Below are 21,559 nucleotides of genomic sequence, written 5' to 3' on the forward strand. Positions count from 1 at the left end.
AACCTTGCGATCCTCCCCCGCAAGGGGGAGGTGGCGCCGATGGCGACGGAGGGGGAGGGTACGGAACCGAGGTTTTTTCTCTCCGCCCCCTCCGACTGGTAAGCGCCAGCCACCTCCCCCTGGCGGGGGAGGATCGTTAGGCGTCGACACCTACTGCGTCGGCGACCGTGGCGAAGCCGTCTCGCTGCAAAAGCGCGTCGAGTTCGCGGAGGATGCGGGCGGGGAGGCCCGGCCCTTCGTACACCAGCGCGGTGTAGAGCTGGACGAGGCTCGCACCGGCGCGGAGGCGGGCGTAGGCTTCGGCGCTGCTGTCCACGCCGCCGACCGAGATCAGAGGGAACGCTGCGCCGGTGGCCTTGCGGAAATCCGACAGGCGTTGGCGGGCCAGCGGGACGAGCGGCGCGCCGGACAGGCCGCCGGTTTCCTTGGCATTGGCCGAGCGCAGGGCGGGGCGGGAGATCGTGGTATTGTTGATGATTAGCGCGTCGATGCGGTTGTCGAGTGCGGCGCAGGCGATGTCGTCGATGTCGGCGGGTTCGAGGTCGGGGGCGACCTTCAGGAAGATCGGCGTGGTGCCCTTGGCGGCGGTGCAGGCGGCAAGGAGGTCGCGGAGCGCTGCGCCGTGCTGGAGGTCGCGCAGGCCGGGGGTGTTGGGGGAACTGATGTTGATGGTGATGTAGTCGGCGTGGGGGGCGGCTCTGGTAACGCCGTGGACATAGTCGGCGGTGCGATCCGCCGCGTCCTTGTTGGCACCGACGTTGATGCCCAAAACTTTGTTTCCCCGCGAAGGCGGGGACCCAGACTGGGCACCCGCCTTCGCGGGTGAACATACTCTTTGCAGCGCTGCATCGAGGCCGCCATTGTTGAAGCCGAGCCGGTTGATGACCGCGCGGTCTTCGGGGAGGCGGAAGATGCGGGGTTTGGGGTTGCCGGGCTGCGCGAGTGGTGTGAGCGTGCCGATCTCGACGCTGCCGAAGCCCAACCCGAAGAAGCCGTCGATCGCACGGCCGTCCTTGTCGACGCCTGCCGCCAAGCCGACCGGGTTGGGGAAGGCGATCCCCGCCACGGTCGTCGCGAGCCGCGGTACGCTGGGGGCGAGCGGCGTGCCGGCCTTCCCCCATGCGCCGAGCGCGGCGATGGTGAGGGTATGCGCGCGCTCGGCGTCGAGACGGAAGAGGATCGGGTGGTAGAAGGCCATGCGCGTCGTCCTTGCTCCTTCCACTGGTCGGGAAGGGTCATTCTTGCTCCCCTCCCTGGAAGGGAGGGGCTGGGGGCGGGGTGGTCCGTTGGCTGGTGCTCCCTGACGTCAGCAGCCGACCCACCCCCGACCCCTCCCTTCCAGGGAGGGGGGAAGTCAAGCTTTCGGGTCATCCACGACACACAAAACCAGCGCTCAGTTGCGAGTCGTTAGCACCCCTCGCCGGGTTGACGATGCACTGTACAACGCCCATTTGACCAATCGGATCATATCGGTCCGATTGGACTCCTAAGCCACCATGCGTCTTTCCAGCCTAGCCGATTATGCGGTCGTGATGATGAGCGCCGCGGCGCGTCATTGCGGCGGAATCGCGCGGCTGAACGCGACGTTGCTCGCGGAGGAGACCGGCGTGCCGCTGCCGACCGTGCAGAAGCTGGTGAGCCGGCTGTCCGCCGCGGGGCTGATCGAGAGCACGCGTGGCACCGGCGGCGGGTTTCGCCTGTCGCGTCCGCCCGCGATGATCTCGCTCGCCGACATAATCGAGGCGGTCGAGGGACCGATCGCGCTGACTTCATGCGTCGATGGCGCATCGCAGGATTGCTGCGTCGAGCAGACGTGCAAGGTGAAGCCGCACTGGAACGCCGTCAACGGCGCGGTCCGCGGTGCGCTTGCCGGCGTGTCGCTCGCCAGCCTTTCGCAAACCCCGGTTTTACACCCCCCTCTTTCACAAGTGCCCGCATGACGCGCGCAGCGCCTTACCCCTTCCTCCGCGCTCTTTGCGCCTCTGCGCGCAAAAGTATTTGTTCGCGCAGAGACGCAGAGATCGCCGAGTTTTTAGAGAGCCGCGTCGCGGCGGAGATGGAATGATGGCTACCCGGAACGCAGAGGCATACGCCGCCGCGAACAAGACGTACGAGTGGGGTTTCTCCTCGGACATCGAACAGGAATTCGCGCCCAAAGGTCTGTCGGAAGACACGGTGCGCTTCATTTCCGCCAAAAAGGGCGAGCCGCAGTGGATGCTCGACTGGCGGCTGAAGGCGTTCGCGTTGTGGCAGACGATGGAGGCGCCCGACTGGTCGAAGCTCAACGTGCCCCCGATCGATTACCAGGACGCGTATTATTACGCGGAACCCAAGGCGAAGCCGAAACTCGGGTCGCTCGACGAGGTCGATCCGGAGATCCTGCGCGTCTACGAGAAGCTCGGCATTCCGATCGGCGAGCAGAAGATGCTGGCGGGCGTGGTCGAGGATCCGCTGAACGAGGACGGCACGCCCAAGCGTCGCGTCGCGGTGGATGCGGTGTTCGACAGCGTCTCGGTCGCGACCACGTTCCGCAAGGAGCTCGAGGCCGCGGGCGTGATCTTCCGCTCGATCTCCGAGGCGATCAAGGAATATCCCGATCTCGTCCGCAAGTGGCTCGGCAAGGTCGTGCCGCAGCGCGATAACTACTTCGCGACGCTGAACTCGGCGGTCTTCTCCGACGGCACGTTCGTCTACATCCCGGAGGGCGTTCGCTGCCCGATGGAGCTGTCGACGTATTTCCGCATCAACGCCGAGAATACCGGGCAGTTCGAGCGCACGCTGATCGTGGCGGACAAGGGTTCGTACGTCTCGTATCTCGAAGGCTGCACCGCGCCGATGCGCGACGAGAACCAGTTGCATGCCGCGGTGGTCGAGCTGGTCGTGCTCGACGATGCCGAGATCAAGTATTCGACCGTGCAGAACTGGTATCCGGGCGACGAGAACGGCGTCGGCGGGATCTACAACTTCGTCACCAAGCGTGCATTATGCCAGGGCAAGAACTCGAAGGTCAGCTGGACGCAGGTCGAGACCGGCAGTGCGATCACGTGGAAATATCCGTCGTGCGTGCTGCTCGGCGATGGCTCGGTCGGCGAGTTCTATTCGGTCGCGGTGACGAACAATCGCCAGCAGGCCGATACCGGCACGAAGATGATCCACCTCGGCAAGAACACGCGGTCCACGATCGTGTCGAAGGGGATTTCGGCGGGGCGTTCGGACAACACGTACCGCGGGCTGGTGCGTGTCGCGCCGACGGCGGAGGGCGTTCGGAATTTCACCCAGTGCGACAGCCTGCTGCTGGGCGACCAGTGCGGCGCGCATACCGTGCCGTACATCGAGGTCCGCAACCCGTCCGCGCAGATCGAGCACGAGGCGACGACGTCGAAGATATCCGAGGACCAGCTGTTCTACGCAATGTCGCGCGGGCTGGACCAGGAGGCGGCGGTGGCGCTGATCGTGAATGGCTTTGCGCGGGAAGTGCTGCAGCAACTGCCGATGGAGTTCGCGGTGGAAGCGCAGAAGCTGCTGGGGATTTCGCTCGAGGGCTCCGTGGGATGACCCTTTGCTCCCGTCATTCCCGTCTTCGCAGGAATGACGGGATGGGGTTGGGGCAGCTGGCGCCGCGCATTTTAGAGATTTGGAATTGGGCTACATTCGATGCTGAAAATTGAAAACCTCCACGCCGAGATCGACGGCAAGGAAATCCTCAAGGGCCTGTCGCTCGAAGTGAACGCGGGCGAGGTGCACGCGATCATGGGGCCGAACGGCGCGGGCAAGTCGACGCTGGGTTATGTGCTCGGCGGGCGGCCCGGTTATGAGGTCACCGCGGGGTCGGTGACGTTCGACGGCGTCGACCTGCTCGAGCTGGAGGCGCATGAGCGCGCCGCGGCGGGCGTGTTCCTCGGCTTCCAGTATCCGGTCGAGATCCCCGGCGTGTCGAACGTCCAGTTCCTCCGCGAGGCGCTCAACGCGCAGCGCGCGACGCGGGACGAGAAGCCGCTGTCCGGCGGCGAGTTCCTGAAGCTCGCGCGCGGGCAGGCGGATCTGCTCGGCATGGATTACGACATGCTCAAGCGGCCGGTGAACGTCGGCTTTTCGGGTGGCGAGAAGAAGCGCAACGAGATGGTCCAGATGGGCATCGTCAACCCGAAGTTCGCGATCCTCGACGAGACCGATTCGGGGCTCGACATCGATGCGCTGCGCGTCGTCGGTGACGGCATCAACCGCATCATGCGCGCGCCCGACAAGGCGGTGCTGCTGATCACGCATTACCAGCGGCTGCTCGATTACGTGGAGCCGGACTTCGTCCACGTGCTGGCGGACGGCAAGATCGTCCGCTCGGGCGGCAAGGACCTCGCCAAGCAGCTCGAGAGCGAAGGCTATGTGGGGATCGCCGCGTGACGATGCTGCTCGACCTTCCCTCGACGCGCGAGGAATCGTGGCGTTGGGGTGATCCGGCGGCGATTGCGGCGGCGGCCGGACTGCCGCGCGGCGCCGCGCTGGACGCCGATGCGTGGTTTTTGGACCTGCCGGGTGCGCGTGCGCTGTTTGTCGATGGCGTGCTGGATCAGGGTCGAAGCGATCTGCGCCACGTCACGATGACGGCGATACATGGTGGCGAGCACGCGCTTGGTCGTCGTACAACGGGCAACGGTTGGTCGATCCGGGTCGAGGCGAATGCCGGCGTTGAGCTTCTCCAGATCGTCCACATCGCGACCGGCGGCGAGAACCAGCTTCCGGCCGAGATCGTGCTTGCCGATGGCGCAAGAGCGTCGGTGGTCGAGACCTATGTCGGGGCTGGCTGGTCGAACCGGTCGACGCGGATGGCGCTTGGTAAGGGTGCGAAACTTACGCGGGCGGTGCGGTTGCTTCAGGCCGGTGGTTTCGTGTCTTTGCGCGACGAGGTCGAGATCGGTGCCGAGGCGAGCCTGATCGTCACTGTGTTGGGCGCGGGCGATGCCGGGACGCGGATCGATGGGGCGATCACGGTGACGGGTGACGATGCGTTCGCAGAATATGGCGGCGCGTTGCTGACGCGGAACGACCAGCGGCAAGAGTGCGCGGTGTCGGTGCGGCATGCCGCGCTGAACGGGCAGAGCAAGCAGATCTGGCGTGCGGTCGCTGCGGACAAGTCGACGGCCAGTCTTGCGGCGCGGGTCGAGGTCGCGCGCGATGCGCAGAAGACCGACGGCGTGCAGTCGTTGCGCGGGTTGCTGTTGCAGCGGACCGCGACGGTCAATCTGAAGCCCGAGCTGGAGATCTTCGCGGACGACGTGAAGTGCGCGCATGGCGCGACGGTCGGCGAACTCGATCAGCGCGCGCTGTTCTACATGCAGAGCCGCGGCATCCCGCATGCCAAGGCGCAGGCGCTGCTCACGCGCGCGTTCGTCGGTGATGCGTTCGTGCAGATCGCGGACGAGACGGTGCGCGAGGCTTTCGTTGCGGACGCCGATGCGTGGCTGGAGCGGGCATTGTGAGCGTGATCGCCGACGTTCGTCCCCTGGATCGCCTGTCGGACTTCCCGGCGATCCCCGAGGGCTGGGCGTATCTCGATACCGCTGCCACTGCGCAGAAACCGCAGGTCGTGGTCGACGCGATCACGCGCGCGTATGGCGAGACTTACGCGACGGTGCACCGCGGCGTGTACCAGCGGTCCGCCGACATGACCGTCGCTTACGAAGCGGCGCGTAAGGCCGTGGCACGGTTCATCGGCGCGGGATCGTCGGACGAGATCGTGTTCGTGCGCGGTGCTACCGAGGCGATTAATCTTGTCGCGCAGTGCTGGGCTGGGACGCAGTTGAAGGCGGGCGACCGCATCCTGCTCTCCATGCTCGAACATCACTCGAACATCGTGCCGTGGCAGATGATCGCGGAAGCGCGCGGCGTCGCGATCGACGTTTTGCCGTTGACGCCCGACCACCGCATCGATCTCGACGCTATGGAGCGGATGATCACGCCCGCGCACAAGCTGGTCGCGCTCGGGCATGTCTCGAACGTGCTTGGCTCGGTGCTCGATGCCAAGCGCGCCACCGAGATCGCGCATTCGGTCGGCGCGAAGATCCTGCTCGACGGGTGCCAGTCGGTGCCGCGGATCACGGTCGACGTGAAGGCGATCGGCTGTGATTTCTACGTGTTCTCCGGGCACAAGCTGTACGGGCCGACGGGGATCGGCGTGCTCTGGGCCAAGCCGGAACTGCTCGACGCGATGCCGCCGTACCAGGGCGGTGGGTCGATGATCGACAAGGTGTCGTTTGCGAAGACCACCTATGCGCCGCCGCCGGGACGGTTCGAGGCGGGGACGCCGCATATCGTCGGGGCGCTCGGGCTGCATGCCGCGATCGACTATGTCGAGAGCATCGGGCTCGACGCGATCCACGCGCATGAGACCGCGCTGGTGACCGCCACGCGCGAGGCGCTGTCCGGGATCAATTCGGTGCGCCTCTATGGCCCGGCGGACTCGGCGGGGATCGTGAGCTTCACGATCGAGGGGGTTCATCCGCACGACATCGGCACCATATTGGACGAAGAGCGCGTTGCGATCCGTGCCGGCCATCATTGCGCGCAGCCGTTGATGGAGGCGCTGGGCGTCGAGGCGACCGCACGCGCGAGCTTTGGCGTGTATAACGGGCCGGCGGACGTCGAGGCGCTGGTGCGCGGTATCGAGCGAGTAACGAGGATTTTTGGATGAGCGATCGGTTTGAGATCGAGGAAGTCGACGCGGTGGCGTCCCCCCCCAAGGCGCGCGTCGTCATGGAGACGGACTCCGACGCCGAGCGGAAGCGCGATTATCTCGCGGGATTTCTGGCGCAGAAGCCGCAGGTGGACTCGCCCGGCGAGCCCGGTGGCGCGGTGTACGATGCGATCATCGATGCGCTGAAGGAGATCTACGATCCCGAGATCCCGGTGAACATCTATGACCTGGGGCTGATCTACGGCGTCGAGGTGACCGAGGACGGGCATGCGGTGGTGGCGATGACGCTGACCACGCCGAACTGTCCGGTCGCGGAGTCGATGCCTGCCGAGGTCGAGATGCGGGTCGGGTCGGTGCCGGGGGTCGGGTTTGCGGAAGTGAACCTGGTCTGGGATCCGCCTTGGGATCCGCAGAAGATGTCGGACGAGGCTAAGTTGGAGCTAGGTATGCTCTGACTTCTGCTTCCCCTCCCGCTTGCGGGAGGGGGCAGGGGGTGGGCTCACGCTCACCTCGCGAACGACGGTTATGAGTGGCTTGCCGGGAGCCCACCCCCGGCCCCTCCCGCTTACGGGAGGGGGGAAGGAAGGACGATCATGGCGACGACATTGCGAGCACGGCCGGCGGCGCTGAACCTCACGGCGACGGCGCACGCGCGGATCGCCGACCTGATGGCTCGGGCGCCGGAGGATGCGATCGGGGTGAAGCTGTCGACGCCTAAGCGTGGGTGTTCGGGGCTGGCCTATTCGGTGGATTACGTGACCGAGGCTAAGCCTTTCGATGAACGGATCGATACGCCGGGGGGGACCTTGTTCGTCGATGGCGGGTCGATCCTGTATCTGATCGGGTCGACGATGGATTGGGTCGAGGACGACTTCACCGCTGGCTTCGTGTTCCAGAATCCCAACGCCAAGGGTGCGTGCGGTTGCGGCGAGAGCTTTACCGTTTGAATTCCGGCATCAGATAGCTTGTGTCCCCGCGAAAGCGGGGACCCAGACTGGGCTCCCGCCTTCGCGGGAGAACAAGGACGAGCGGACTGCCGTTCGATTTCGTCTCCCCTCTACCACCCCGGCGAAGGCCGGGGCCCAGTTGGGAGAGGCTGCTGACATAGTGTTGCGCATCGTCACGATGACCTTGCCAACTGGACCCCGGCCTCCGCCGGGGAGGATATTGTCGCTCGGGTAGCGGTTGGCTGTTGGCCTTGCCCCCCGGTCACGACCTGTGCCACTCCCCGCGCAAGAAGAGGGGATATCCGTGGCCAGTCTGTTCCGCCGAAAAATCGTCACCGAGCAGCCGCCCGAGCACCAGCTCGCGCGGACGCTGTCGTGGCCGCATCTCGTGGCGATGGGCGTCGGCGGGATCGTCGGCACCGGCATCCTGACGCTAATCGGAGTCGGCGCAGGGCTCGCGGGCCCCGCCGTGATCCTGTCCTTCATCATCGCCGGCGGGATCTGTGCCTGCGCGGCGCTCGCCTATGCCGAGATGGCGACGATGATCCCCGCCTCGGGCAGCGCGTACACCTACAGCTATGTCGTGCTCGGTGAGCTGATCGCATGGGTGATCGGCTGGTCGCTGATCCTCGAATACTCGCTCGTCGTGTCGACCGTCGCGGTCGGCTGGTCGGGCTATGCCGCGCCATTGCTGCGCGGAGCGTTCGGGTTTCCCGAGGCGCTGACGCTCAGCCCCGAACTTGGCGGTATTCTCAACGTGCCGGCGATCTTCATCATCGCGGTCGTCGCGGGCGTGCTGTCGTTCGGCACGCGCGAGAGTGCGACGCTGAATGCGGTGCTGGTCGGCGTGAAGATGATCGCGCTCGCCGTGTTCGTGTTCATCGCGCTGCATTATTTCAACAGCGCCAACCTGCACCCGTTCATGCCCTACGGCTTCCCAAAGGCCGTTCAGCCCGATGGTGCCGAGCGGGGCGTCATGGCGGCGGCGGCGATTATCTTCTTTGCGTTCTACGGATTCGACGCGATCTCAACCGCGGCGGAGGAGACGAAGAATCCGGGGCGCGATCTCGCGATCGGGATCGTCGGGTCGATGGTCGCCTGCATCGCGATCTACATCCTCGTCGCGGTCGCTGCCGTCGGCGCGCTGTCGTACACGCGTTTTGCAGGGAGCGCGGAGCCACTCGCGCTGATCCTGCGCGAGATTGGCCGGCCGGGGTTCGCGACGTTTCTTGGTGCGTCCGCGGTGATCGCGTTGCCGACGGTGCTGCTCGCGTTCCTGTTCGGACAGAGCCGGATCTTCTTCACGATGGCACGCGACGGCCTGCTCCCGCTGAGCCTCGCCAAGGTTTCAAAGCGTGGCGCTCCCGTGCGGATCACGTGGATCACCGCGGCGATCGTCGCGGTGATTGCAGGCCTATTGCCGCTGGCCGAGATCGCCGCGCTGGCCAACGCGGGCACGCTCGCCGCATTTGTGGCGGTCTGTGCGTGCATGCTGGTGATGCGTCGCCGTGCGCCCGATGCGGTGCGGACGTTCCGGGCACCGGCTGCGACGCTGGTCGGGACGATCGGTATCCTCGGCTGCCTGTATCTCTTCTTCAGCCTGCCCTCGAAGACGCAGCTCTATTTCGGGCTGTGGAACCTGCTCGGGCTGGTGATCTACTTCGTTTACGCACGCCCAAGAGCGCTCGCCGAATGAGCGGCTGGACGATCGGGATCATCGGCGGCTCGGGGCTGTATGCCGTCGATGGGATCGAGGACGGTCGCTGGCGGACGGTGGAGACGCCCTGGGGCGAGCCGTCCGATGCGATCTTTACCGGGCGCGTTGGGCATGTCGGAGTCGCGTTCCTGCCGCGGCATGGGCGGGGGCACCGGATCTCGCCTTCGGAGCTGAACGCGCGGGCGAATATCGATGCGTTGAAGCGGCTTGGCGTGACGGACGTGTTGGCGGTGTCGTCGGTCGGCTCGCTGGTCGAGCAGCGGCCGCCGGGGAGTTTCACCGTGGTCGACCAGTTCATCGATCGGACCAAGGGCCGTGTGTCGAGCTTCTTCGGAACGGGCCTCGTCGCGCATGTGTCGATGGCGGACCCGGTTTGTCCGCGGCTCTCGCGCTATGCCGCCGACGCCGCGGGTGAGGCGGGCGCGCAGGTCGACGACCGCGGCACGTATCTCGCGATGGAAGGCCCGCAATTCTCGACGCGCGCGGAAAGCCTGCTTTACCGGCAATGGGGGTGCGACGTGATCGGGATGACCGCGATGCCCGAGGCGAAGCTCGCACGGGAGGCGGAGCTTCCGTACGCGCTGGTCGGGATGGTGACGGATTACGATTGCTGGCGCGAGGACGAGGTGGGCGTCGATGTCGCGCAGGTCGTGGCGCGGCTTGGTGCGAATGCGGGGAAGGCTCGGGCGATGGTGATGGCGCTGCTGCGCGCGTTGCCGGTGGAGCGGGAGGCTTCGCCGATCGATACGTGCCTCGATAGCGCGATCATTACGGCGCGGGAGGCTCGCGATCCGGCGCTGGTGGCGAAGCTGGATGCCGTGGCGGGGCGGGCGCTTTCTCGGGGCTGAGGTTTAGCCTCACCCTCACCCTTCCCTCTCCCGATGGGAGAGGGGGAGACGCCGAAGGCGGCAAGGTTGAGGGCAGGGGGCGCTAGCGTCAGCGCTTGGAACCCTGGGCTCCCGCTTTCGCGGGAGAACGAGGTTGGGCCGCGCTCCGTGAAAAGTTCGTCATTCGCCGCGTTCGACATATCCCTGCAACATATCGGGGCGAAGGGGAGTGCGTCGCCGCTCCCTCTCCCCCTGTGGACGGCGATTTGACCGGGTCTCCCCTGTCCCGGTCTTCTCCCTGAACTACGGGGCGATCCTTGCGATCGCCCCGCCTTTTTTTTGGTTGGGAGTGCGCGCCTTCGTCAACTCGCGCAGATCGTCCTTCATCATCCGCAAATACACGTCATCCCAGCGAACGCTGGGATATCCCTCTTGGTGGGCGACGTGTGCCGCACGGGAATATCCCAGCTTTCGCTGGGATGACGGTAGTTGTCTGGGCTGAAGCGTAATCGTCCCGAATCGCTCCGGGACGACGTTTTAGTCTTACGCGGCCAGCTTGCGCAGGACGTAGTGGAGGATGCCGCCGTTGAGGAAATATTCCAGCTCGTTGACCGTATCGATCCGGCACTTGGTCTGGAACGTCTCGCTGGTGCCGTCGGCGCGGGTCATCTTCACGGTGACGTCCTGGCGCGGGCGGATGCTCGCGACGTCGAGGATCGTGAACGTCTCCGAGCCGTCGAGGCCGAGCGTCTTGCGATCGGTGCCTTCGGCGAACTGCAACGGCAGCACGCCCATGCCGACCAGGTTCGAGCGGTGGATGCGCTCGAAGCTCTCGGTGATCACGGCGCGGACGCCGAGCAGGTTGGTGCCCTTCGCTGCCCAGTCGCGCGACGAGCCGGTGCCGTATTCCTTGCCGGCGACGATCACGAGCGGCGTGCCGTCCTGCTTGAAGCGCATCGCGGCGTCGTAGATCGCCATGACTTCGCCGTCGTACTTCGACATGCCGCCCTCGATGCCGGGGACCATCTCGTTCTTGATGCGAATGTTGGCGAACGTGCCGCGCATCATCACGTCATGGTTGCCGCGGCGTGCGCCATAGCTGTTGAAGTCCGCCTTGCTGACCTGATGCTCCTGCAGGAAGCGACCAGCGGGGCTGTCGGCCTTGATCGAACCGGCCGGCGAGATGTGATCGGTGGTGATCGAATCGCCGAGGATCGCGAGCGGCTTGGCGTCGATGATGTCCTGCACCGGCGACGGCGTCATGCTGAGGCCCTCGAAATACGGCGGGTTGGCGACATAGGTCGACCCTGCGCGCCATGCGTAGGTGTCCGAGCCCGTGACGTCGATCTCGCGCCACTTGGCGTCGCCCGCATAGACGTCGCCGTAGCGCGCGCCGAACATGCCGGCGTCGATGTTGGCGTCCATCGTCGTGCGGACTTCCTCGTTGGTCGGCCAGATGTCGCGCAGATACACGTCCTGGCCGTCCGAACCCTGGCCCAGCGGCGTCTCGATCATGTCGGTCGTGACGGTGCCCTTGATCGCATAGGCGACGACGAGCGGCGGCGAGGCGAGGAAGTTGGCGCGGACGTCCGGCGACACGCGCCCCTCGAAGTTGCGGTTGCCCGAGAGCACCGACGCGGCGACGAGGTCGTTCTCGTTGATCGCGGCCGAGATCGCCGGCGCCAGCGGGCCCGAGTTGCCGATGCAGGTGGTGCAGCCGTAACCGACGAGGTTGAAGCCGAGCGCGTTCAGGTCCGCGGTGAGGCCGGCCTTGTCGAGATAGTCGGTGACGACCTGCGAACCGGGGGCGAGCGAGGTCTTCACCCACGGCTTCGACTTCAGACCGAGTGCGTTCGCCTTGCGGGCGACGAGACCGGCGGCGACCAGCACCGACGGGTTCGACGTGTTGGTGCAGCTGGTGATCGCGGCGATGACGACGTCGCCGTCGCCGATGTCATGCTCGCGACCTTCGACTGCGACGCGGGCGGGCTGCTCCTTGTGGTACAGCTTGTGGAGGTCGCTGTTGAACACCTCGTCGACCTTGTTGAGGCTGACACGGTCCTGCGGGCGCTTCGGGCCTGCGAGCGACGCGACGACGGTGCCCATGTCGAGCTCGAGCGTGTCGGTGAAGACGGGGTCCTCGGCGTTCTCGTCGCGCCAGAAGCCGTTCGCCTTGGCATAGGCTTCGACCAGCTCGACATTCTCGTCCGAACGCGCGGTGAGGCGCATGTAATCGAGCGTCTTGTCGTCGATCGGGAAGAAGCCGCAGGTCGCGCCGTATTCCGGCGCCATGTTGGCGATCGTCGCGCGATCGGCGAGCGTCATCGACGACAGGCCGGGGCCGAAGAACTCGACGAAGCGGCCGACCACGCCCTTGGCGCGCAGCATCTGCGTGACGGTAAGCACGAGATCGGTGGCGGTGATGCCTTCGTTGAGCTTGCCGAGCAGCTTGAAGCCGACGACTTCGGGGATCAGCATCGACACGGGCTGGCCGAGCATCGCGGCCTCGGCCTCGATCCCGCCGACGCCCCAGCCGAGCACGCCCAGGCCGTTGATCATCGTCGTGTGGCTGTCGGTGCCGACCAGCGTGTCGGGATATGCGATCATCGTGCCGTCGCCGTGGTCACCCGACGATGCCGACGACCAGACGGCCTGGCCGATATATTCTAGATTCACCTGGTGGCAGATGCCGGTGCCGGGGGGGACGACCTGGAAGTTGTCGAGCGCCTTGCTGCCCCACTTCAGGAACTCGTAGCGCTCGATGTTGCGCTCATATTCGAGATCGACGTTGTCGTGGAACGCCTGCGGCGTGCCGAACTCGTCGACCATCACCGAGTGATCGATGACGAGATGGACGGGGACCTGCGGGTTGATCTTCTCGGGGTTGCCGCCGAGCTTGGTCATCGCGTCGCGCATCGCCGCGAGATCGACCACGCAGGGCACGCCGGTGAAGTCCTGCATCAGCACGCGCGCCGGGCGATACTGGATCTCGCGGTCGCTGCGGCGTTCCTTCTGCCAGTCGACGATCGCCTGGATATCCTCGCGCGTGACAGTCACGCCGTCCTCGAAGCGCAGCAAATTCTCGAGCAGCACCTTCATCGAGAAGGGCAGGCGGCTGATGTCGCCGAGCTGTTCCGACGCCTTGGCAAGGCTGTAATAGTCGTACGACTTGCCGCCGGTGGAGAGGCTGGTGCGGGTCTTGAGGGTGTCCTGGCCGATGGCAGTCATAGGGGTCCTTCCCGTGGGCGTCGGGCCGCCGGGCGCCGAGGGGAAAGCAGCCGTATAGGCCACGCGGGCGCGTCGGGGACCGAGCGAAAAATGCTGTTACCGGAGGGGCCTTAGCAAGGGGGAGCGCATCGGGGAAGGGCGCGGGAGTGCCGTGGGCCGGTTATTCCGCCTTCGCGTTGCCGGGTGGACGCGTACGCCGGCGCGTCAGGCGGGACCGTCGCTTTCGTGGACGCCGGCCGCGCGTCGCAGGAACATGTTCATGCGATCGACCGCGGAACGGGTGAGCGTTATCGTACTGCCGTCCGCATAGGGCTCGATCTGCGCATCCGCGACGAGATGGGCGAGCCAGCGCTGGCCCACCGCCGGCGGCGTCTTCGTGAGCGCCATCAAGTCGGGTGCGGTAATGGCCTCATCGCTGGCTTCGGCGACGAACAGCCGCAGCAGCATGTTCCATGCGTGTTCGTCGAAGATCTCGCTGGGGAATATCTCGCCGCGCATGTCGCGCACCGTGAGGAGGTTTGCTGCCGTGCGAGCCGAGTCGGTGTCGATTGCCATGCGCCAACATGACAGATCGCGCTTGCGTCGCGCTAACAAAAATCTTGTCATCATCGAGACTAACTCAGGTTGGTAACGGCCATGATAACCTTTCACATTGCGCGGCGTCGCATCAGCCACGAACAGACGGTATGGGACACGAGACCGACGACACCCAAGCTCTTCGCGACGCCATCGAACACGCTCTGGCGATCGCCGACGCTCAGCAGCGACACCTGACGGCAGCGTTGCTTGCGCATTGCCTCGACGAACTGGCGGATAATCCCTCGGCAAGCGCCTGATAGTCTCAACCTCCGTGCTTGCCGCGCGCGCAGTGAAGGGGACGTCGCGGCGAAAGTTCGAATGGCCCAAGTCGGACTTGCGGTGACAATTTTACAACGTTTCGCGACGGAATATTACAGCAACGTGAACGATGCGTAGTCATTGATTGCGTTCCCAAAATGGTCTGCATACCCTCAGCGAATTGGCGCACGTCCCACAGCGGGCGGCGCGAACAAGGGGATGAACGTGACGACAATCGCTACCTCGCGCATGCGCGGCGCTCGCACCGGATCGCGTCCTGCACGCGCGGCCTTGCTGACCTCGACGGCGTTGCTCGCCGCGGCGGCGCTGCCGTCGATCGCGTTTGCACAGGATCGCCTGCCGCGCCCTGAATCGATCGCCTATTCAAGCGCTCTGAACCCGGCCGACTTCGCCTCCGAACCGAACATCGTGATCTCGGCGCCGGGCACGCCGACCACGGCGCAGGATGTCGCCGGCGGCGTGAACGGCGTCGGCCAGATGACGATCTCGACGGGCGGCGGCGGCGTCGGCCTGTGCACGGGGACGCTGATCAATCCGCGCACCGTGATCTTCGCCGCGCACTGCGTGAACGAGAACGCTGCCGGCACCGGCGCGCAGAACCCCTGGGGCTATGGTGCGCAGGGTGGAGGCATCCCGATCGCGTTCGGTTTCCAGCAGAACAACCGTCCGGCCCTGCTCGACTGGTTCCTGCCGACCACCGCGACCGGCGCGGTCAACACGCAGCAGTACAAGACCAACACCGCCAACTTTCTCTATAACGTCAACCAGGTCGTCTATAACGCCGACTCGCTGAAGCTGGGTCTTGCGCAGAACTTCCTGCAGGGCGACGTCGCGATCGCGACGCTGGATACGCCGGCCGCCAACGTGCCGACCTGGGCGCTGCTGCTATCGGCACTGCCCGCGCCCGCGTCGATCGGCGACACCAGCGGTACCGGCTATCACGTCACGATCACCGGCTATGGTCGGAGCGGCCAGGGCGGCACGCTCGTCGGCGATACCAACGGCATCGATTACCGCCGCCGCATCGCCGAGAACACGATCGGTATCCTCGGCTCGTTCGACGACCGCGATGCCTTCCTGTTCGGCTCGACCAGCGGCCGCCCACAGAATCTGTACCAGCTCGACTTCGACGATCCCCGTCGTGGCACCGCGGCGGCCAGCCCTTACGACTTCAACATCTTCAAGGATGCCCCGCTGCCGAACGAAGGCACAACGGCCGGCGGCGATTCGGGCGGGCCGCTGATCCTCGATCGCACCTTCGCCAAGCAAGTGGTCATCGGCGTGCTGTCGGGCGGCAACCGCTTCTTCAACGCGCAGCCGTTCGGCGCCTATGGCACGACCAGCTTCTATCAGCCGCTCTATCTGTTCTCGGACTATATCGCCGCGAACAACCCGTATCGGTATGCGCAGACCAAGACGGGCGACGGCCTGTGGACCGACGCGTCGCACTGGGTGACCGCGCTCGATCCGAACTACCAGATCATCGTCGACGGCAAGCTGGTCAACGGCATGCCGACCACCACCGGCGCAGGGATCGCCGGCGACGCGAACAAGTTCGGTCAGGTCTGCGACCAGGAGCCAGGCGAAGGCATCGACGTCTGCTTCGATATCAAGACCAACGTCACCTATGTCGACGGCAAGTCGGTTCCGACCAATGCCGCGACCACGACGACGGCTGCGACGGCGGGCGGCGCGGTTGCCACCAAGGGCGCACCGGGTTCGGTCGGCGAAGGCAAGATCGTCGAGGCGATCGCGCAGAAGACCAGCGTGGATATCGCGACGCTTGGCGGTAGCGCCGAGAGCATCGCGCAGGTGGGTACCATCGGCGCTGGCGGCGATGCAGTGGCACTGGCGGTCCTGTCGCCGACGCTCGCCAACGGCTTGCCGGGCGCGAGCAATTTCGTGCCGAACAACATCGATCCCGATCGCACGACACAGCGTAGCGCACGCTATTACGACGTCACGTTGTCGGCGGCGGGCACGACCACGCTGAACTCCGCGGTGACGGTCGACAAGTTCACCGTCGCGGGCAGCACGGCGAAGCTGGCGGTGACGTCGGCCGGGTCGCTCACCAGCCTGATGGCGATTAACCAGGTGACCGGCGTCGTCCAGAACGACGGCGTGATCTCGACGCCCGGCGATTATTTCATGCTGTCGGGCATGCTCACCGGGTCTGGGCGGATCAACACGCCGTTCTTCACCAGCGTCGCCGGGATGATCGCACCCGGCACGACGGGGACGATCGGCACGCTGACGATCGGCGGCAACGGCGTGCTCGCCTCGAGCACCAACCTGCTGGTCGATCTCGGCCCGAACGGCACGTCGGACAAGCTCGCCTTCGCTGCGACGACGTTCAATGCGGCAGGGGCCGCGACCAACGGCATCGTCAGCCTCAGCGGTCGCGTCGGGTTCGCGCCGGTCGCCGGCTATACCGTCCGGTATAACGACCTCTACACGATCCTGACCGCACAGGGCGGCATCACCGGCGCGTTCGGTGCGGCTACCCCGCTCAGCGCGATCCTGACGCCGAGCTACGTCTACAGTGCCAATGCGGTGCAGGTGCGGATCCTCGCGGGTCAGTATCGCAACGTCGTCGATGCGACGCCGGTCCAGTCGGCCTATGCTGGGCTGCTCGACCAGAATCGCTCCAACTATGCGGCGCTGAGCAACGTCTATGGTTCGCTCGACCTGCAGAACGCGGCGACGATCCGCTCGACGCTGGAAGGGCTGGCACCGCGGGCCGAGACGCTCAAGTCGAGCCTCGGCGTCGCGTCGATCGACACGATGTCGCGCTTCTATCGTGATCACATCGCGCAGATCGATACACGTGGCGGGCTCGGCGGTACGCTGGCGCTGATCGGCAAGCCGGTCCAGGTCGCCTCATTGATGGCGAGCGACCTGCCGGGCGGGCAGGACACGATGAGCGACTCGAGCGGCACCGTGTTGCAGCAGGGTCGTCTGCCCGACGACATGAGCGGCTTCATCGCGGGCGGCTATATCGACGGCAAGAGCCGGTCGATGCCGGGGACCAATCCGTTCGGCGGGCACGACAAGTTCGACGGTTACTTCGCGGCTGTTGGTCTTGAAAAGCAGGCAGGCGAGGGTGGCGTGATCGGCTTCTCGTTCTCGTACACCAACACCGACGGAACGACCGGCGGGATCGCGCAGCGCGCCAAGGGCGAGCTGTTCCAGGGCACGCTTTACGGCAAGCTGGAGACCGCATCGGGGATCGTCCTCGATACGCAGTTCAGCGCGGGCGCGTTTGTCGCCAAGACCGATCGCACCGTCGGTTTCGTCGGCACCAGCTACCGCCTGCGCGGTACCGACAATGCGTTGACGGTCGTCAGCGAAGTCGGGCTCGGCAAGGCGTTCGACCTGTCGATGCTCAAGGTCGGTCCGCGCGTGTCGATGCGCGCAAGCCATATCGGCTTCGGCAAGTCGATCGAGAATGGCGGCGGACCAGCTCTGTTCGTCGATCGCGACAGCTTCGACAGCCTGCAGGGCCGCGCGGGGCTAGTGCTCAACGGCAGTGGTTCATTCCGGCCCTATGCCGCCGCGAACTACGTCCATGACTTCCAGTCGACGCCGGGCGTGTTCGGTGCGAACTTCGTAGGCGGGATCGGTCCGAATGCCCTGTTCGCGCTGGCCGGGCAGGACAAGAACTGGGGCGAGATCAGCGCCGGGCTGACGCTGGTCGGCGACAGCGTCGACATCTCGGTCGGCGCGGACACCACCGTCGAGCGCAAGGACGTGTCGAACCAGTCGTACAAGGGCTCGATCAAGATCCGCTTCTGATCGCGGCGGTTCCAGATCGTTGGAATAGCGAAAGGGTCATCCGCTCGTGCGGGTGGCCTTTTTCTTATTCGCGGCCGAGCTTGGTTGAGATCCGGTGGGGTGGGGGCGAGCGCTTCCAGGCCGCCTCCCCTTCACCCCTCCGTCATCCTGACGAAAGTCAGGATCCAGAGCCGTAAAGGGCGGTCCTCCGTCACCCTAGATCCTGACTTTCGTCAGGATGACGGAGGGTGGGAGAGCGCGCATGGACGACTTATCGTACCTTGGGCCGCCACACCACGAACGTCCGCCGTCATCGCCTCAACATGCAAAACGCGCAATTGACTGCCTGAGCAATGGTTGCCATGGCAACGATATGGCGTTCTACACCAAATCGGAATTCGGGCCGGATTGTTCGCTCGGCTACCTCGCGCGACGGATCCATCAGATCGGGCAGAGCCTGATCGAGCCGGTGTTTGCGGCGGAGGGTCTGTCCGGGACGCAGTGGTCGGCGCTCATGTCCATCCTCGCAGGCCGGGCGGCGACGTGTGCCGACCTCGCGCGGGATCTTTCGCACGACAAGGGTGCGACGACGCGGCTGGTCGACGCGATGGAGCAGAACGGGTGGGTCACGCGGTCGCGGGCGAGCGACGACCGGCGGGTACTCAATCTCGAACTGACGGCCGACGGCGAGGCGGTTGCGATCCGGTGTCGCGATAAGATCATAGAATACTGGAATAGTCTGCTGATGGGCTGGGACCGGGCCGAAATCGAGAAGCTGATCGAACTGATGCAGAAACTCCGCACGACGCTGGACGACGCTCTGACCGAAGGACGCCGCGCATGAAGATTGGCACTGCCCTGGCCCCGCTCACGGTGGCGGGGCTGCTCGCGGGATGCGCGATCCCGGCGTCGAAGACTGTCGTGGAGCCGGTATCGGCCACCGCGCTGGGGCTGGCTCCGGACGCCGCGCCGGTGATCGCGGCCGACTGGTGGCGGTCGTTCGGCGATCCGCAGCTCGATCGGCTGGTACGCGATGCGGTCGCAGGCAGCCCGTCGCTCGATGCGGCGCTGGCACGGGTCGCGCAGGCGCAGGCGGTGCTGTCGACGCGGCGGGCCGACAATGGCCCCGACGTGACGCTCGATGCGCAGGAGCAATTGGCGCGCCTGAGCGGGCGCTACACGATCCCGCCGCCCTATGCCGGGTCGACGCGGTTCGTCGGGTCGACCGCGGCGAACCTCAGCTGGAACCTCGATCTGTTCGGGCGTCAGAAGGCTGCGATCGAGGGGGCGCGGGCGTCGGTGCGTGCGGCTTCGCTCGACGTGGCGGCGGCGCGGATGGCGCTGTCGGGGGCGGTCGTGCAGACGTATATCGATCTCGAACGCGCCGAGGCGCAGGCGGGGATCGCGCAGCGGACGATCGCGACGCGGCAGAATTCGCTGCGGCTGGTGAACGTGCGGAACCGCAACAATCTGGCGAGCAAGCTCGACGCGCAGGCTGCGACGACTCTGCTGGCGCAGGCGCGGCAGGCGTTGCTGCGTGCGCAGGCGGCGCAGGTGCTCGCGAAGAACGCACTGGCGGCGCTGGCCGGGCGTGGCGCGGATTACCCGGCGACGATCGGCGCGACGGCGTTGCGGCTCGATGCGGCGCTGCCGTTGCCCAAGACCGTGCCGGCCGACCTGCTGGCGCGGCGTGCCGATATCGCGGCGGCGCAAGCGCGGATCGAGGCTGCGGCTGCCGGGCGTCAGGTTGCGCGAAAAGCGTTCTATCCGAACGTCAATCTGGCGGCGCTGGCGGGGTTCCAGGCGGTCGGGCTCGGCAATCTGCTCTCGCTCGATGCGGGCACGGTCGGCGTCGGGCCGGCGATCCATCTGCCGATCTTCGACAATGGCCGGTTGAAGGCGGACCTTGCGGGCGCGACCGCGGCACTCGATCTGGCGACCGCGGATTACAACGACCGGGTGATCGGTGCGGTGCGCGAGGCAGGCGATGCGGTTGCGCGGATCGGTGCGCTCGACGCCGACCGTCAGCGACAGCGCGAGGTGGTGCGCGGCTATGCCGAGACCGGGCGGCTGAACGCGATCCGCGTTTCCAGCGGCCTCGATAGCCGGCTCGACCTCGTCGACAACGATGTCCGCACGCTGGCCGCCGAACAGGCCGATGCCGACCTCGCCGCCGATGCCGCGCAACAGCGCGTGCAGCTCGTGCTGGCGCTGGGTGGTGGTTATGATTTTCAGGGGATGACGCGATGACCGATACGCAAACGCCGGCGCCCGCCGCGGCTCCGACCGGCAATCCGCGCGCACGCAAGCGCGCGCTGACGATCCTCGGCGTCGTCGTCGTGACGGGCGCGATCGTGTGGGCGGTGTTCCACTTCCTGCTCGCCGCGCCTGAGCAGGAGACCGACGATGCCTATGTTGCGGGCGACGTGGTAGCGATCACCGCACGTGATCCGGGGCAGGTGACCGCGATCCATGCAGATAACACGCAGGTCGTGAAGGCGGGGCAGCCTTTGATCGACCTCGACGCCGCGACCGCGGATGTCGGTGTTGCGTCGGCGGAGGCGGAGCTTGCGCGGGCGGTTCGCGCGACGCGGTCGGACTTCTCGAAGGTGAACGAGACCGGGGCCGCGGTCGTGCAGGCGGAGGCCGAACTGGCGCGCGCGCGGAACGATCTCGCGCGCCGGCGTGGGGCGGCCGCGGAAGGCGCGATCTCCGGCGAGGAGCTGAGCCACGCGGCGGACCAGGTGAAGGTGGCGAGCGCGACGCTGCAACTCGCGCGCAGCCAGCAGGCGCAGTCGAAGAACGGCGTCGTCGGCACCACCGTATCGAACAATCCGGCAGTGCTGGCGGCGATCGCGGCCTATCGTCGCGCGGCGATCACACGCAGCCATATGCATGTGGTGGCGCCGATCGACGGCGTCGTCGCGCAGCGTACGGTGCAGCTTGGGCAGCAGGTTTCGGCGGGGATGCCGCTGATGGCCGTGGTGCCGCTCGACCGGGTCTGGGTCGATGCGAACTTCCGCGAGACGCAGTTGCGCGATCTGCGGATCGGGCAGGCGGCGACGGTGACGGCCGACATGTACGGGGACGACCTGGTCTATCACGGCCATGTGGTCGGGCTCGGCGCGGGTAGCGGCAATGCGTTCGCGCTGCTGCCGCCGCAGAATGCGAGCGGGAACTGGATCAAGATCACCCAGCGCGTGCCGGTGCGGATCGCGCTCGACAAGGGTGAACTGCGGCGCAATCCGTTGCGGGTCGGGCTGTCGGTGAACGCGATCGTCGATACCGCGGACAAGTCGGGCACCATGGTCGGGCGGCCGGCGGTGGCGGCGTATAAGGGGTTGGCGACCGGGCAGGGGGATGCCGCGGTCGATGCGAAGATCCGCCAGATCATCGCGGCTAACCGGTGATGGTTTTGCGGTGGCCGCTAGTAGGGTCCGGTCCCTTCCTCTTTGTTCTCCCGCGAAGGCGGGAGTCCAGTCTGGGTCCCCGCCTTCGCGGGGAAACAAGCGTGGGGCAG

Annotated in this window: 17 protein-coding genes; 13 read left to right on the forward strand and 4 right to left on the reverse strand. The window is 66.2% G+C overall.

Annotated features, from left to right (window positions below; genetic code table 11):
• Positions 1-136 precede the first annotated feature (136 nt).
• Positions 137-1,198 (reverse strand): quinone-dependent dihydroorotate dehydrogenase, encoded by a 1,062-nt coding sequence (locus C8J25_RS07730; RefSeq protein WP_107953831.1) that lies wholly within the window; start codon positions 1,196-1,198, stop codon positions 137-139.
• 298 nt (positions 1,199-1,496) lie between these two features.
• On the opposite strand from C8J25_RS07730, the gene C8J25_RS07735 reads away from it, so the two are divergent.
• From C8J25_RS07735 to C8J25_RS07775, 9 genes are all read left to right on the forward strand, one after another.
• A complete protein-coding gene (locus tag C8J25_RS07735; RefSeq protein ID WP_056047140.1) occupies positions 1,497-1,940 on the forward strand; it encodes an SUF system Fe-S cluster assembly regulator in 444 nt (147 codons plus the stop codon).
• Between the two features lie 124 nt (positions 1,941-2,064).
• The gene (gene sufB, locus C8J25_RS07740) at positions 2,065-3,555 is read left to right on the forward strand and encodes a Fe-S cluster assembly protein SufB (RefSeq protein ID WP_056057660.1); all 1,491 of its coding nucleotides are present in this window, start codon (positions 2,065-2,067) and stop codon (positions 3,553-3,555) included.
• Between the two features lie 99 nt (positions 3,556-3,654).
• Complete coding sequence (gene sufC, locus C8J25_RS07745) at positions 3,655-4,398, forward strand: Fe-S cluster assembly ATPase SufC (protein WP_056489234.1); 744 nt, start codon at positions 3,655-3,657, stop codon at positions 4,396-4,398.
• Between the two features lie 2 nt (positions 4,399-4,400).
• The gene (locus tag C8J25_RS07750) at positions 4,401-5,474 is read left to right on the forward strand and encodes a SufD family Fe-S cluster assembly protein (protein ID WP_107953834.1); all 1,074 of its coding nucleotides are present in this window, start codon (positions 4,401-4,403) and stop codon (positions 5,472-5,474) included.
• Complete coding sequence (locus C8J25_RS07755; RefSeq protein ID WP_107953836.1) at positions 5,471-6,685, forward strand: cysteine desulfurase; 1,215 nt, start codon at positions 5,471-5,473, stop codon at positions 6,683-6,685. Before C8J25_RS07750 ends, C8J25_RS07755 begins: the two co-directional genes overlap by 4 nt.
• Positions 6,682-7,143: an SUF system Fe-S cluster assembly protein gene (locus C8J25_RS07760; protein WP_056057670.1), complete on the forward strand. Its 462-nt coding sequence runs from the start codon at positions 6,682-6,684 to the stop codon at positions 7,141-7,143. The genes C8J25_RS07755 and C8J25_RS07760 overlap by 4 nt, the downstream gene beginning before the upstream one ends.
• 138 nt (positions 7,144-7,281) lie before the next feature.
• Entirely contained in the window at positions 7,282-7,635 is a 354-nt protein-coding gene (locus C8J25_RS07765) for a HesB/IscA family protein (RefSeq protein WP_056057673.1), read from the forward strand.
• 304 nt (positions 7,636-7,939) lie between these two features.
• The gene (locus C8J25_RS07770) at positions 7,940-9,331 is read left to right on the forward strand and encodes an amino acid permease (protein ID WP_107953838.1); all 1,392 of its coding nucleotides are present in this window, start codon (positions 7,940-7,942) and stop codon (positions 9,329-9,331) included.
• Entirely contained in the window at positions 9,328-10,200 is an 873-nt protein-coding gene (locus C8J25_RS07775; RefSeq protein ID WP_107953840.1) for an S-methyl-5'-thioadenosine phosphorylase, read from the forward strand. Before C8J25_RS07770 ends, C8J25_RS07775 begins: the two co-directional genes overlap by 4 nt.
• Positions 10,201-10,722: 522 nt before the next feature.
• On the opposite strand, the gene acnA is transcribed toward C8J25_RS07775, so the two are convergent.
• From acnA to C8J25_RS20685, 3 genes are all read right to left on the reverse strand, one after another.
• On the reverse strand, positions 10,723-13,407 hold the full coding sequence (gene acnA / locus C8J25_RS07780) for an aconitate hydratase AcnA (protein WP_060526615.1): 2,685 nt from the start codon (positions 13,405-13,407) through the stop codon (positions 10,723-10,725).
• A 204-nt stretch (positions 13,408-13,611) separates the two neighbouring features.
• On the reverse strand, positions 13,612-13,962 hold the full coding sequence (locus C8J25_RS07785) for a hypothetical protein (RefSeq protein WP_107953841.1): 351 nt from the start codon (positions 13,960-13,962) through the stop codon (positions 13,612-13,614).
• 92 nt (positions 13,963-14,054) lie between these two features.
• Positions 14,055-14,201, reverse strand: coding sequence for a hypothetical protein (locus C8J25_RS20685; protein ID WP_167397685.1), 147 nt, complete (start codon positions 14,199-14,201; stop codon positions 14,055-14,057).
• A gap of 268 nt (positions 14,202-14,469) precedes the next feature.
• On the opposite strand from C8J25_RS20685, the gene C8J25_RS07790 reads away from it, so the two are divergent.
• The 4 genes from C8J25_RS07790 to C8J25_RS07805 all read left to right on the forward strand — a co-directional run bounded on the left by C8J25_RS07790 (position 14,470) and on the right by C8J25_RS07805 (position 21,449).
• On the forward strand, positions 14,470-18,060 hold the full coding sequence (locus tag C8J25_RS07790; protein WP_244186884.1) for an autotransporter outer membrane beta-barrel domain-containing protein: 3,591 nt from the start codon (positions 14,470-14,472) through the stop codon (positions 18,058-18,060).
• 352 nt (positions 18,061-18,412) lie between these two features.
• Positions 18,413-18,883, forward strand: coding sequence for a MarR family winged helix-turn-helix transcriptional regulator (locus C8J25_RS07795; RefSeq protein ID WP_107953844.1), 471 nt, complete (start codon positions 18,413-18,415; stop codon positions 18,881-18,883).
• On the forward strand, positions 18,880-20,289 hold the full coding sequence (locus C8J25_RS07800; protein ID WP_107953846.1) for an efflux transporter outer membrane subunit: 1,410 nt from the start codon (positions 18,880-18,882) through the stop codon (positions 20,287-20,289). Before C8J25_RS07795 ends, C8J25_RS07800 begins: the two co-directional genes overlap by 4 nt.
• Positions 20,286-21,449, forward strand: a complete 1,164-nt coding sequence (locus C8J25_RS07805; protein WP_107953848.1) for an HlyD/EmrA/EmrK family protein — start codon at positions 20,286-20,288, stop codon at positions 21,447-21,449. Before C8J25_RS07800 ends, C8J25_RS07805 begins: the two co-directional genes overlap by 4 nt.
• Positions 21,450-21,559 lie beyond the last annotated feature (110 nt).

The organism is Sphingomonas faeni, assembly GCF_003053745.1.
GTDB lineage: Bacteria > Pseudomonadota > Alphaproteobacteria > Sphingomonadales > Sphingomonadaceae > Sphingomonas > Sphingomonas faeni.